Here is a 12,463-nt window from a genome sequence, read left to right as displayed (position 1 = left end):
CACGGCCGAGGCAACGGCCGGGGCCGCCACCCTCAGTCCGATAAAGCTGGACAGGGTGTCTGACCAGGCGCTTTGTCGGCCACACCGGACTCTTCCCGAAAGCGTCAGTGAGGGGTGTCCGCGGCTTTGTCGAATGCCTCCCTGTGTCGTTCGACTTCGGGGAGGTGGTCGGCGGTCCAGGAGCGCAGGATCGAGAAGGGCTCCTCGAGCGTGCGGCCCAGCGGTGTGATCCGGTACTCCACAGCAACGGGGCGTTGCACCAGTACCCGGCGCTCGACGAGGCCGTTGCGTTCCAACCGCCGCAGTGCCTGCGTCAGCGATTTCTGAGTGACCCCGTCGAGCTCTCTCTTCAGCTCGTTGAAGCGTCGCGGCTGCCGGCACAGCGCGGCCAGCAGCAGATGACCCCACTTGTCCAGCAACTGATCCAGGAGTTCGCGCTGCGGGCCGACGATGGTCTCGTGACCGGCCCGATCTTCGCGGATACCAGGTTCCTTTGAAGTACCTGCCATGCACCAGGTATACCAGAGATACCGGCAACCCAAGGGAATCCCATGACCGAAAAGTCCCTGCCCAGCCTCGATCTCAAGCGCCAGGACGGAGTGCTGTGGGTCTCGATCGATGTTCCGCCCGTCAACCTGATGACGGCGCAGCTCATGCTCGACCTGGACGCCGTCGCGGCATCGGCCGAGAATGATCCCGATCTGCACGTCATCGTGGTCCAGAGCGCTGATCCGGAGTTCTTCCTGGCGCACGGCGACCTGTCGTTCGTGGAGGACCCCGCGACCTACGCCGCCCTCCCGGTCGCGGAGGAGACGCTTGCCGGGACCGGCCCGATGATGCGGCTTCATGAACGCTGGCGGCGTCTGCCTCAGACCACCATCGCCAAGGTCGCGGGACTCGCCCGTGGCGGCGGAGCCGAACTGGTCTCCAGCCTGGATCTGCGGTTCGCGGCCCTTGAGACTGCGGCGTTCGGCCAGTTCGAGGCGCTGATCGGCATCGTCCCCGGAGCCGGTGCAACTGCCCACCTGCCCCGCCTCGTGGGTCGCGCTCGCGCTCTCGAGATCGTGCTGACAGGCGGGCTCGTCGACGCGGCGACCGCCGAGCGGTGGGGTTGGGTGAACCGAGCCCTGCCCGCCGCAGAACTGGATGAATATGTCGAGTGGGTCGCACTGGCCATCGCGTCTCTGCCCGACGGTGTCCGCGCCGCGGCTGTCGAAGCGATCGACGCGGCCGACGGCACGCTCGAGGACGCGCTGCGCGCGGAAAACCGCCTGCTCGGCGAAACGTTCACTCCCGCGTCCGGAGAGCTTGCTCGGGCAGCGCTCGCGGCCGGGGTTCACACGCGCGAGGTGGAGCTGGACCTCGAAAAGGTGCTGCGCGCGAACCTCGTCCGACGTTCGTGACGAATCTCGGCCCTGCGCGGGTGGAGCGCGGAAGTTGTCCGCACGGTCCGTTCGGTAGCGGCCCTGCGAGGCATCGTTTCAGGCACTGCGTGAGAACGTGAGCCGGAGAGATCAAGACAACTCAGGGAGCTGACAAGTCGAGTCGTCTGCCTGACGTGGTCGGGGGTACGTCGCGGGATTCGTCATGGAGGTGTGCCGGCCGGCTGCGGGGGCGGGGTCGTCGCGGTGCGTCGATGCGCGCTGGGGCTGATGCCGCGGATTCGTTTGAACGCCGCGCTGAACGCGAACGCGTCGGAGTACCCCACAGCGCGGGCGATCTCCGCGACCGTCGCCGTCTCGCGTTCGGTCAGCAGGTCCGCCGCGAGCGTCATCCGCCAGTGGGTGAGGTAGGTCAGCGGCGGTTCGCCGACCAGTTCGGTGAACCGCTTCGCCAGCGTGGCCCGCGACACCCCGGTCCGGCCGGCCAGCGAGGCGACCGTCCACGGCGCTGCCGGTTCCCCGTGCAGGAGACGCAGCGCGCCGCCGACCACCGGGTCGCGCCCGGCGGAGTACCAGCCCGGCGGAGTGCCGCCGGGCCGGTCGAAGTACCCGCGCAGCGCGCACACCAGCATCCAGTCCAGCAACCGGTCGAGGACGACCTGCTGGCCCGGCGTGTCCGCGGCGACCTCGGCGGCGAGATGTTCCCACACGGGGTCGGGCCCGCCGCCGGACTCCACGCGCAGGACGACGGGCAGGGCGCCCAGCAGCCGGCGACTGATCTCGCCGCGCACCGGGTAGGCACCGACGACCAGGGTCGTCGTGTTCTCCCCGCCGCTACCGGCGTCGTGCCAGCCCAGCCGGTAGCGGGTCCCGCCCTGCTCGGGCGTCGAGCAGAACGCGCCGCAGTCGACGGGTTCGGCCCGGGTGCCCACCTCGTCGACGAAGAGGAACGGCGCGGGGCCCCGCACGATCACGGTCTCGCCGACGCCCAGACGCTCGGGCGGGCGGCCCTCCGGCACGATCCAGCCGCCTCCGCGCAGGACGGTGCACAAGGTCAGCGGCGCGCCGTCCACGAAGCGCAGCGACCAGGGCGGGGTCAGGGTCGAACTGCCGAACAACGAGCCCTGGGCCCGTACTCCGCGCAGCAGGTCGCCGAAAGCATCCACCCGCCAACAGTAAACGCTTCAGACGATCACCCAGGTGATCTGGCCTATCACCCATGGAATCGTCCGGGTGTGTGCCGTTGACTCGCTGTCATGAGCAACGGCGGCGGCGGAAGCCTGGCGGTGCTGAACCCCGCGGGCCCCGGCCCGGCGTACCGGGCTCCGGAGACGGAGCACCGCACGCCGTCCTGCACCCCCACACCACTTGCCGACATCCGTTCTTCACGCAACTGGAGCCATCGATGCATACCCTGCTGGTCGCCGCCAACCCCGACCCCCGGTCCCTGACGCATTACGTGCTGGAAAGGCTCGAAGCAGCGCTCCGGCCCGGTTCGGTCGAGATCGCCGACCTGGCCGAGGAGGGGTTCGACCCCCGGTTCACCCCGGCGGATCGCCAGGCGTACCACGACGGCGGCGACTACCCGGCCGACGTCATGGCCGAGCACCGTCGTCTTGAGCGCGCCACCGATCTCGTGCTGGTCTTCCCCGTGTACTGGTGGTCGATGCCCGCGCTGTTGAAGGGGTGGATCGACCGTGTCTTCGTCAACGGCTGGGCCTTCGAACACTCCCCGACTTCGGGCCTGCGGCCGAAACTGCAGGGCCTCACCACACATCTCCTGCCCATCGCCGGTGACGACTCCGGTGCGTACGAGCGCCACGGATACGAGAGCGCACTGCGGACGCAGATCGAGCACGGCATCGTCGACTACTGCGGCAGCCGGCGCGGCTCCACAGCGTTCATCCACCGATCCGAACAACTCGGCTCCGAGGCCACGGTGCGCGGTGTCGACCGTGCGGTGCGGACCATCAGCGAAGCCATCCATGCTCGCCCGGCCGGATGATCCGCAGAAACCGGGACGGATACCGGCCGCGGACGGACAGGATGCCTCCGGGCGGTCCGCAGGACATGCCGGGCAAGTCAGTGCCCGGTGGCGGGCCACCCGACGAAGGCGATCGTGAGGCACCACTCGCCGGGCCGCACCGGTAGAAGCCACGGCAACGGCCGGGGCCGCCACCCCCCACAGGAGAGGCCCCGGCCGTCGCGCGGCACGGACCGCGCGGCGGCCCGTACTTCCTACAGCGCCACCCCTGCGTTTTGTGTCACACCTCACCGCGTCACGGCTTAGTTGCAGGTTGTACGGCCAGGAGTACGGCCATGGACGGGGAGCGGTTTCAAGACGTAACGTGCCTTTCGCGCCGGTGTGCGGAGGGCGGTGCCCCGCCCCGTCCCGCGGTAGACCACCGTGGGCCACCCGAGGCGGATCAAGCGCAGAGGAAGGCGCGGGCGGTGCTGGGGGACGACGCCGAGCTGACCGCCGCGGTGCGCGCGGCACAGGACGGGGACGAGACCGCGTTCCGGACCGTGTACCGCGCGGTGCATCCGCGGCTGCTGGGCTACGTACGGACGCTGGTCGGCGATCCGGACGCCGAGGACGTGGCGTCCGAGGCGTGGCTGCAGATCGCCCGGGACCTGGAGCGGTTCGACGGGGACGCGGACCGGTTCCGCGGCTGGGCCGCCCGGATAGCCCGCAACCGCGCCCTGGACCACATCCGGATGCGCGGGCGCCGCCCCGCGACCGTGGGCGACGAGACCGAACTGACCGGCAAGCCCGCCCTCTCCGACACCGCCGGCGAGGCCATCGAGGCGCTCACCACCGGCACCACCCTCTCCCTCATAGCCAGGCTGCCCCAGGACCAGGCCGAGGCCGTCGTCCTGCGGGTCGTGGTCGGCCTCGACGCCAAGACGGCCGCCGAGACGCTGGGGAAACGTCCCGGTGCCGTCCGCACCGCCGCCCACCGCGGCCTGAAGCGGCTGGCCGAACTCCTCGGCGAGGATGCGGAATCGGCCGGCGCGCTCGGCGCGCTGCCGGCCCAGCGAGAACCGCGCGGCCGCGCGGCGACGTCCGCCACTGTGACGCATACGCGTGCGCGGACGCAGAAGGACATGTGATGGCCGACGAGCAGGACAGGTGGCTGGACCGCGAAACGGCGGAGCTTTTGCTGCGCGGGGAGCCACTGGAGGCGGTCGACCCCGCGGTCCGCGACCGGGCCGAACGGCTCGCCTCGGCCCTCGCCGCGCTGTCCGCCCCGACCCCGCCGACCAGCGGGGAACTCCCCGGCGAGGCCGCCGCGCTGGCCGCCTTCCGCGAGGCGCGCGCCGAATCGTCCGGCGCCCCGGACGCCGTGTCCGGCACCCTCGGCCGGGGCGCCCCGCGCCGGGCCCTGGACGCCGGACCGGTCCGGATCGGCGGGCGCGACGACGATGCCCGGCGCCCGCGCCGGACCCGCCCGCTGCGGCTCGGGCTGGCCGCCGCGCTCACCGCCGGCATGGTCGGCGGGGCGGGTATCGCGGCCGCAACCGGAGCCCTGCCGACGCCCTTCGGCGACCGCGGCGCCCCGGACCCCGCCGCCTCCGTCTCCACCGCCGCCACCCCCGGCCGCCCCCTGTCCTCCCCGTCGCCCCGGACCACCGCCCCGCGCGACGAGGCCGGCACGGGACGCGGCACCGGCGCCCCCGGCGCGGCGGACGCCCCCGGTGAGCGCGACCGCGCCGACGCCTGCCGCGACATCCGCGCGGGCAAGGAGCGCGACGCCCTGCGCGAACACGCCCTCCGGAAGGCGGCCGACGGCCCCTGCGAGCAGCAGGAGCAGAAGCAGCACAAGCAGAAGCAGCACAAGCAGAAGCAGCACAAGCAGCCGGAGAAGACCGAGAAGCCGGACAGGCCCGAGGGCACGGACAAGAAGGGCACGTACGAGAACAAGAGGGGCACGTACGAGAAGGGGAAGGGCGCCGAGGGGAGGGACAACAAGGAGAAGGGCGGCCACGGGAACGGCGAGCGGGAGAGCCGGGGCCACGGCCACCACGGCGGCAGCGGGCAGCGCGACCGGTCCGGGAGCGACGACCCGGACGCGGGCGACCGCGCTGACGCCCACCGTTCCGACCACCGCCCCGCGGCTCCGCACACCCCTTCCGACCAGCACGGTTCCCCGCGCGGAAAAAAATCCTCGGCCAGGGAGTGACACTTTCGGCCGTCCCGGCGCAGTACTGGGTGAGCCGACTGGTCATCGGCTGTCGCACCGAGCCTGGGTTCCCCCCGTACCCGCGGCTCGTGCACATCGGCGCGGGCGGGACATGTTCCCCCGGTCCCGCCCGCGCCCCCCTCGCCCCTCCGGCCACGCCGGTACGGCGGCCGTCACTGGTACACGACGACCTTGTCACCGGTGCGGACCTGCGCGTACAAACCGGCGATCGCCGCCTCGTCCCGGACGTTGACGCAGCCGTGCGAGGCACCGGCGTATCCCCGGGCCGCGAAGTCGGACGAGAAGTGCACGGCCTGGCCGCCGCTGAAGAACATGGCGTACGGCATCGACGTGTCGTAGAGCGTCGACCAGTGGTCGCGGGACTTCCAGTAGACCTCGAAGACGCCGTCGCGGGTCGGCGTGTACCGGGAGCCGAAGCGGACCGCCAGCGTCGCCACGGTACGGCCGTCGATCATCCAGCGCAGGGTGCGGCTGGTCTTGCTGACGCACAGCACCCGGCCGGTCAGACAGCGCGGGTCCGGCGCGGCGGCGGGCTGACCGCCCATCAGGTACAGGTCCCAGTAACCCGGTTCGCGGGTCATCGCCCGCAGCCTCTCCCAGGTGACCCGGTCCGTCCGGCCGGTCCTGGGCAGGCCGCGCTTGCCCTGGAAGCCGCGGACCGCGCGCTCGGTCAGCTCGTCGTAGGTCCCGGTCGGACCGTCGTACAGCCAGGCGATCTGGCGCAGCCGGGCCTGGAGTTCGCGGACGTCCCGGCCGGTGTCGCCGGGGGACCACAGGACGGCGGGCGCGGGTTCCGCGCGGCGCGGGGAGCCGGTGTCCCGCCGACCGGGGTCCGGCGCGGGGTGCGGGGTCCGGGCCGCGGGCGAATGGCTCGGCAGTTCGAAGCGGATCGGTCCGCGCGGCTTGCCGTCCGGGCCGGTGGGCTGCACCGTGCAGCCGCAGACCACCGCCACGGCCAGGACCAGCAGCGCGGCCGGCCTCCTCCCCGTGCCCCGCATCGCGCCCCCCGATCGCCTCGCCGGTGTCACCCCTCATGCTTCCCCGCCCGGCACACGGCGTTAACGGAACGGCGCGGTTGTGTGTGACCCGGACCGCGACAATGCTGTGAGCAAGGTCCCAGCGTGCTCCCCTCCACCGGGTGCGCGCGGCGCCGCTACAGTCCGACGAGAGGTCGGACCGTACCAGCCGGTAACCAGTGAGTAACTGCTCAGCGGGAGGCAACCACACATGGCGCGCGAGTCGGAGTCCGGACTGCCCATCGAGCCGGTGTACGGGCCCGACGCCCTCGCGGGCTGGAACCCGGACGAGAAGCTGGGCGCGCCGGGCGCCTACCCCTTCACCCGGGGCGTGTACCCCTCGATGTACACGGGACGGCCCTGGACGATGCGCCAGTACGCCGGTTTCGGCACGGCGACGGAGTCCAACGCCCGGTACAAGCAGCTCATCGCCAACGGCACGATGGGCCTGTCGGTCGCCTTCGACCTGCCCACCCAGATGGGCCACGACTCCGACGCGCCGATCGCGCACGGCGAGGTCGGCAAGGTCGGCGTGGCGATCGACTCGATCGACGACATGCGGGTGCTGTTCGACGGCATCCCGCTGGACAAGGTCTCCACGTCGATGACGATCAACGCCCCGGCCGCCCTCCTGCTGCTGCTCTACCAACTCGTCGCCGAGGAGCAGGGCGTCGGCGCGGACGAGCTGACCGGCACGATCCAGAACGACGTGCTGAAGGAGTACATCGCGCGGGGCACGTACATCTTCCCGCCCAAGCCCTCGCTGCGGCTGATCGCCGACATCTTCAAGTACTGCCGGGCCGAGATCCCGAAGTGGAACACCATCTCGATCTCCGGCTACCACATGGCGGAGGCCGGTGCCTCGCCCGCGCAGGAGATCGCCTTCACCCTCGCCGACGGCGTCGAGTACGTGCGCACGGCGGTCGCCGCCGGGATGGACGTGGACGACTTCGCGCCCCGGCTGTCGTTCTTCTTCGTGGCCCGGACCACGATCCTGGAGGAGGTCGCCAAGTTCCGCGCCGCCCGCCGGATCTGGGCGCGGGTGATGAAGGAGGAGTTCGGCGCGGAGAACCCCAAGTCGCTGATGCTGCGCTTCCACACCCAGACCGCCGGGGTGCAGCTCACCGCGCAGCAGCCCGAGGTCAACCTGGTCCGGGTGGCCGTGCAGGGCCTCGCCGCCGTGCTCGGCGGCACCCAGTCGCTGCACACCAACTCCTTCGACGAGGCCATCGCCCTGCCCACCGACAAGTCCGCGCGGCTCGCCCTGCGCACCCAGCAGGTGCTCGCCTACGAGACGGACGTGACGGCGACCGTCGACCCCTTCGCCGGGTCGTACGTCATCGAGAGCATGACCGACGAGGTGGAGGCGGCGGCGCTGGAGCTGATGCGCAAGGTCGAGGACCTCGGCGGCGCGGTCAGCGCGATCGAGCACGGCTTCCAGAAGGGCGAGATCGAGCGCAGCGCCTACCGGATCGCCCAGGAGACCGACTCCGGCGAGCGGGTCGTGGTCGGCGTCAACCGGTTCCAGTTGGACGAGGAGGAGCCCTACGAGCCGCTCCGCGTCGACCCCGCCATCGAGGCGCAGCAGGCCGAACGTCTCGCGCGCCTGCGCGCCGCGCGAGACCAGCCGGCCGTCGACGCCGCCCTGGCCGCGCTGCGCAGGGCTGCCGAGGGCGAGGACAACGTGCTGTACCCGATGAAGGACGCGCTGCGCGCCAGGGCCACGGTCGGCGAGGTGTGCGACGCGCTGCGCGGGGTGTGGGGGACGTACGTGCCCTCGGACGCCTTCTAGGCCGCCCGGACGCGTTCCGGGCCGCCCGGACGCGTTCCGGGCCCTCGGACCCTCGTGCGAGACTCCTTTCCATGTTCGGCGTCATCGACCTTCCCACCTATCTCGCGGGCCTGATCCTCATCGTCCTGCTGCCCGGCCCCAACTCGCTGTACGTGCTGTCCGTCGCCGCCCGCCGCGGGGTGCGCGCCGGGTACCGGGCGGCGGCCGGGGTCTGGTGCGGGGACGCCGCGCTGATGACCCTGTCGGCCGCCGGGGTCGCCTCGCTGCTCCAGGCCAACCCGCTGCTGTTCGGCGTCGTGAAGTACGCGGGCGCCGGCTATCTGACCTGGCTGGCGATCGGGATGCTGCGGGCCGCGTGGGCGATGTGGCGGACCCGGCGCCGGGAAAGCGCCGCCGCCGAGGCGCCGGCGGCGGCCGGCCCCGAGGAGCGGCCGTTCCGCCGGGCCCTGATCGTCAGCCTGTTCAACCCGAAGGCGATCCTGTTCTTCGTCGCCTTCTTCGTGCAGTTCGTCGACCCGGGCTACGCCTATCCGGCCCTGTCCTTCGTGGTCCTCGGCGCCTTCGCGCAGTTCTTCAGCTTCCTGTACCTGAGCGCGCTGATCTTCAGCGGCACCCGGCTCGCCGCCGCCTTCCGCCGCCGCCGGAAGCTGTCGGCGACGGCCACCTCGGCGGCCGGGGCGCTGTTCCTCGGGTTCGCCGCGAAGCTGTCGCTGGCCGGCTCCTGAGGACCGGTCAGGTCAGGGCCACGCGGGCCAGGTAGTCCGCGAGGCCCTCGGCCTCGGCGGAGCCGGCCCAGCCGATGTAGCCGTCCGGGCGGAGCAGGAACAGCCCGGTGCCGTACGCCCGGTGGGCCGCGGCGCGCACCACCCGCACCGCGTCCGGCAGCGCGGGCGCGGCGGTGTCCAGGGCGAGCAGCGTCCAGTGCGGGCCCCGGCACGCGTCGAACACCCGGACGCCGTCCAGTACGGCGTCGGGGGCGCGGTCACCTGCCCGTACCGGACCGTCCGGGGCCGGCCGGGTCTCCCGCGCCAGCGAGGAGTCCCGGTAGCCGAGGTCGAGCTGCGCGGTCGCTTTGCCGCGCCGCACCTCGCCCCGGTGGACGCCGCTGGTCAGCCCGAGCATCTCGGCGGCCACCCGGCGGCGCTCCTCCTCGTAGGTGTCCAGCAGCGCCGGGTCCGCGCCGCCGCCCAGCACCGCGCCCAGCTTCCAGCCCAGGTTGTAGGCGTCCTGGACGCTGGTGTTCAGCCCCTGTCCGCCGGCCGGCGAGTGGATGTGCGCGGCGTCCCCGGCCAGGAAGACCCGGCCCGCCCGGAACCGGTCGGCGAGGGCCTCCCGGGGCCGGAAGTCCGAGGCCCACCGCACCTCCGTCACGTCCTCGGGGGCCAGGTGGGTCCGGGAGGCGACGGTCTTGCGGATGCCGTCGAGGGAGAGGTCCACGTCGGTGCCCTCCGGGAACCGGGCGGTCACCTGGAAGTCGTCGGTCCCGGCCAGCGGGCAGAGGGCGAGCAGGCCGTCGCCGCCCTCGCCCGGCGGGAAGAGGTGCCAGTTCTCCCGGTCCAGGCCGGTGATCCGCACGTCCGCGACCAGCGCGGGCCCCGGGTCGACGGCCCGGCCGGTCATCCCGACGCCGACCGCGCGGCGCACCGCGGAGCGCCCGCCGTCGGCGGCGACCGCGTACCGGGCGCGCAGCGCGGTGCCGTCGCCGCAGCGCACCCGCACCCCCGTGCCGTCCTGGTCGAGGTCCACGGCCTCCCGGCCGAACAGGACCCGCCCGCCCAGTTCCTCCAGCCTGGCCCGCAGGATCTGCTGGGTGCGCCACTGCGGCACCATCCACGGCTCGGTGTACGGGGCCTCCTCGGTCGGCTCGATCGGGTCCCACATGGCGTGTTCGCCGAGCCGCTCGCCGTCCCGCCAGATCATCCCCACCGGATAGCGGCCGCCCGCCGCGCGGATCGCGTCCAGCACGCCGAGGTCGTCGAAGACCTCCATGGTGCGCGGCTGGAGGCCCTTGCCGCGCGAGCCGGGGAAGAGGCCGTCCGCCCGCTCCAGGACCAGCGCGGCGATCCCGCGCCGGGCCAGGTCGATGCCGAGGGCGAGTCCGGTGGGACCCGCGCCGACGATCAGTACGTCCGTCTGCATGCCGCTCCTTAACGTCGTTAAGTGCTCGTTGCCGCAAGGGTGCCCTTAACGTCGTTAAGGTGTCAAGCGCGGGCAGGGTAGGTTGGGCCGGGTGAGCACGGAACGCCGGGCGCCCCTGGACCGCGCGCAGGTCGCGGAGGCCGCCCTGAAGCTGCTGAACGAGGTGGGCCTGGAGGGCCTCACCCTGCGCGCCATCGCCAAGGAGCTGGACGTCAAGGCGCCCGCCCTGTACTGGCACTTCAAGGACAAGCAGGCGCTGCTGGACGAGATGGCCACCGAGATGTTCCGGCGGATGGTCGCCGGCACCGCCCTCGATCCGGCCGACACCTGGCGGGAACGGCTGCTGCGGGTCAACCGGGGGCTGCGCGCGGCGCTGCTCGGCTACCGCGACGGCGCCAAGGTGTTCAGCGGCTCACGCTTCACCGGCTTCGAGCACGCCGGGCAGATGGAGCAGAACCTGGAGCTGCTCACCGGCGCCGGCCTCACCCTCGCCCAGGCCGTGCGGGCGGTCACCACGACATACCTCTACACCCTCGGCTTCGTCACCGAGGAACAGGGCGTCCAGCCCCGCCCGGGAAGCCCGCGCGAGGGCTTCGACCTGGCGGAACGCACCCGGATGCTGGCCGGCTTCCCGCTGAGCGCGGCGGCCGGACCGGAGCTGTTCGCCGACTACGACCGCCACTTCGAGGAAGGTCTGGCCCTGCTGCTCGCGGGGATCGGCGCCCGCTACGGCATCGACTGAGCGCGCTCCCCGCGCGGCCGGGACAGCGCCCCCCGAAGCCGTGGCGTCAGCGGCGTCTCGACGAACCGGTACAGCAGCCAGGCCAGCGCCAGCATCGCCGCGACCGTCAGGCCGAAGGTCGCCGCCGACGGCACGCCCAGCTTCTGGTGCAGGGCGTCGATCAGCACCCAGCCCAGGTGCTCGTGCACCAGGTAGAACGGGTACGTCAGCGCCCCCGCGAGCGTCAGCCAGCGCCAGTCCGCCCACCGCAGCCAGCCCAGCGCGATCGCCGCCACCGCCGCGAAGCCGAACGTCACCACCGCGACGATGCCCAGCGAGGACCGGTAGGAGAAGTCGTCCGGGCCCGCCGGGTGCCACAGCGCCTCCACCGCCTGCTGCTGGCCGACCAGCCAGCTCACGCCCACGATCCCCCAGGCGTACACGTCCCGCCGGTCGCGGTGGACCAGGTACAGGCCGATGCCGCCGACGAACAGCGGGGCGTACTGCGGCATCAGCACCAGGTCCAGCAGCGGCTCGTCGGCCGCGGCGGCGATCACCGCGGCCAGCGTCCAGCAGGCGCAGAACATGATCACGCGCCGCCGGGTCGCGCCGGGCAGCACCACGCACAGCGCGAACAGCGCGTAGAAGCGCACCTCGACCCAGAGCGTCCAGCACACGCCCAGCACCCGGTCGGCGCCCAGCGGCTGCTGGAACATCGTCAGGTTCACCAGCGCGTCGCTCGGCGACACCGCCTGGTAGGCGACCGCCGGCAGCGCGAAGACGGCCGTCACCAGGACGACCGCCACCCAGTAGGCGGGCAGCAGCCGGGCGGCGCGGGAGGCGAAGAACGACCGCAGCGGCCTGCCCCAGCCGCTCATGCAGATCACGAACCCGCTGATCACGAAGAAGATCTGCACCCCCAGGCAGCCGTACGCGAACCACGAGTGCAGCGTGGGGAACTGGAGCTTGGGCGAGCTGCCCCAGGCCGCGGTGATGTCCCCGCCGCGCCCGCCGTAGTGGTACGCGGCCACCATCAGCGCGGCCAGCAGCCGCAGCCCGTCCAGCGCGTGCAGCCGGGGCGCCCGGCGGGCCGGGGCCGGACCGGCGTCCCGGCTCGTGTCCGGGCCCGGGTCCGGCCGCCGGGTCGGTTCGGGCGCCGGGCGGACGGTCGTGCTGGTCACGGAGTTCCCCTCGTCGGACCGGAGGCT

12 protein-coding genes are annotated in these 12,463 nt (G+C 72.6%); 7 read left to right on the top strand and 5 right to left on the bottom strand.

Annotation, left to right across the window (positions count from 1 at the left end):
- Positions 1–104: 104 nt before the first annotated feature.
- Positions 105–509 (bottom strand): winged helix-turn-helix transcriptional regulator, encoded by a 405-nt coding sequence (locus ACFY32_RS04925; RefSeq protein WP_390673435.1) that lies wholly within the window; start codon positions 507–509, stop codon positions 105–107.
- A 42-nt stretch (positions 510–551) separates the two neighbouring features.
- Here ACFY32_RS04925 and ACFY32_RS04920 point away from each other — a divergent pair, with 42 nt between their 5' ends.
- On the top strand, positions 552–1,403 hold the full coding sequence (locus ACFY32_RS04920) for an enoyl-CoA hydratase/isomerase family protein (protein WP_359188868.1): 852 nt from the start codon (positions 552–554) through the stop codon (positions 1,401–1,403).
- Positions 1,404–1,585: 182 nt separating this feature from the next.
- Here the strand turns inward: ACFY32_RS04920 and ACFY32_RS04915 are convergent, their stop codons facing one another.
- A complete protein-coding gene (locus ACFY32_RS04915; RefSeq protein WP_390673434.1) occupies positions 1,586–2,548 on the bottom strand; it encodes an AraC family transcriptional regulator in 963 nt (320 codons plus the stop codon).
- A 239-nt stretch (positions 2,549–2,787) separates the two neighbouring features.
- Between ACFY32_RS04915 and ACFY32_RS04910 the strand changes: the two genes are divergently transcribed.
- From ACFY32_RS04910 to ACFY32_RS04900, 3 genes are all read left to right on the top strand, one after another.
- Entirely contained in the window at positions 2,788–3,387 is a 600-nt protein-coding gene (locus ACFY32_RS04910) for an NAD(P)H-dependent oxidoreductase (RefSeq protein ID WP_359188862.1), read from the top strand.
- A gap of 446 nt (positions 3,388–3,833) precedes the next feature.
- A complete protein-coding gene (locus ACFY32_RS04905; protein ID WP_390673433.1) occupies positions 3,834–4,496 on the top strand; it encodes an RNA polymerase sigma factor in 663 nt (220 codons plus the stop codon).
- Entirely contained in the window at positions 4,496–5,566 is a 1,071-nt protein-coding gene (locus ACFY32_RS04900; protein ID WP_390673432.1) for a hypothetical protein, read from the top strand. Before ACFY32_RS04905 ends, ACFY32_RS04900 begins: the two co-directional genes overlap by 1 nt.
- Positions 5,567–5,739: 173 nt before the next feature.
- On the opposite strand, the gene ACFY32_RS04895 is transcribed toward ACFY32_RS04900, so the two are convergent.
- Positions 5,740–6,585, bottom strand: coding sequence for a L,D-transpeptidase family protein (locus tag ACFY32_RS04895; RefSeq protein ID WP_390673431.1), 846 nt, complete (start codon positions 6,583–6,585; stop codon positions 5,740–5,742).
- Positions 6,586–6,814: 229 nt separating this feature from the next.
- Between ACFY32_RS04895 and ACFY32_RS04890 the strand changes: the two genes are divergently transcribed.
- Positions 6,815–8,395, top strand: coding sequence for a methylmalonyl-CoA mutase family protein (locus ACFY32_RS04890; protein WP_359188850.1), 1,581 nt, complete (start codon positions 6,815–6,817; stop codon positions 8,393–8,395).
- A gap of 71 nt (positions 8,396–8,466) precedes the next feature.
- Positions 8,467–9,120 carry a leucine efflux protein LeuE gene (leuE, locus tag ACFY32_RS04885; protein WP_359188847.1) on the top strand — a complete coding sequence of 218 codons (654 nt, stop codon included), beginning with the start codon at positions 8,467–8,469 and terminating at the stop codon, positions 9,118–9,120.
- A gap of 7 nt (positions 9,121–9,127) precedes the next feature.
- Here leuE and ACFY32_RS04880 read toward each other — a convergent pair whose 3' ends face one another.
- Entirely contained in the window at positions 9,128–10,534 is a 1,407-nt protein-coding gene (locus tag ACFY32_RS04880) for an FAD-dependent monooxygenase (protein WP_390673430.1), read from the bottom strand.
- A gap of 91 nt (positions 10,535–10,625) precedes the next feature.
- Here ACFY32_RS04880 and ACFY32_RS04875 point away from each other — a divergent pair, with 91 nt between their 5' ends.
- Entirely contained in the window at positions 10,626–11,276 is a 651-nt protein-coding gene (locus tag ACFY32_RS04875; RefSeq protein ID WP_359188842.1) for a TetR/AcrR family transcriptional regulator, read from the top strand.
- Here the strand turns inward: ACFY32_RS04875 and ACFY32_RS04870 are convergent.
- On the bottom strand, positions 11,261–12,436 hold the full coding sequence (locus tag ACFY32_RS04870) for an acyltransferase family protein (RefSeq protein ID WP_390673429.1): 1,176 nt from the start codon (positions 12,434–12,436) through the stop codon (positions 11,261–11,263). The two genes, ACFY32_RS04875 and ACFY32_RS04870, sit on opposite strands and share 16 nt — an antisense overlap.
- Between the last annotated feature and the right edge of the window lie 27 nt (positions 12,437–12,463).

Origin of the sequence: Streptomyces sp. NPDC000134, assembly GCF_042899225.1 — a bacterium.
Taxonomy (GTDB): Bacteria; Actinomycetota; Actinomycetes; order Streptomycetales; family Streptomycetaceae; genus Streptomyces.
The sequence above is the reverse complement of the archived record's forward strand: the minus strand, read 5'-3'. Positions and strand labels throughout refer to the sequence as shown.